The organism is Bacillus sp. JJ1521 (assembly GCF_036965165.1).
Classification (GTDB): Bacteria; Bacillota; Bacilli; order Bacillales; family Bacillaceae_L; genus Ferdinandcohnia.
On record NZ_JBALOX010000163.1, the window covers coordinates 1 to 569 of the forward strand.

At 36.4% G+C, this 569-nt stretch carries 1 protein-coding gene; it reads left to right on the top strand.

The annotated features are described in order from the left end of the window. Positions 1 to 569, top strand: a 569-nt coding sequence (locus V7147_RS19795; RefSeq protein ID WP_335369536.1) for a nucleoside recognition domain-containing protein, incomplete at both ends; no start/stop codon positions are given.

Genomic DNA, 569 nt, shown 5'->3' on the forward strand with positions numbered 1-569 from the left:
ATTTTTAGCATCCTGCTCGAATATGCAAGCGAAGGGATTTCCTTTGTGTTCGGCGGCTTAGCGAACGAAGGAGAGGCTCCATTCTTTTTAAATGTACTGCTGCCAATCGTATTTATTTCTGTATTAATTGGGATTCTGCAATATTTAAAAATCCTACCATTCATTATGAAGGGAATGGGATGGCTTTTAAGTAAAATAAATGGGATGGGTAAACTCGAATCCTATAATGCTGTTGCTTCGTTGATGGTCGGACAATCGGAAGTTTTCATCACGTTAAAAAAACAACTTGGCCTCATTTCAAAACAGCGTTTGTACACTCTATGTGCTTCAGCAATGTCAACTGTCTCAATGTCCATTGTTGGTGCTTATATGACAATGCTAGAACCAAAATATGTTGTAACAGCTTTAGTTTTAAATTTATTCGGTGGTTTTATCATAGCTTCTATCATTAACCCTTACGAGGTAAATCCAAGTGAAGATATCTTAGAAACACAGGAAGAAAGAAGGCAATCTTTCTTTGAAATGATTGGGGAATATATCCTTGATGGTTTTAAAGTTGCTGTTATTGT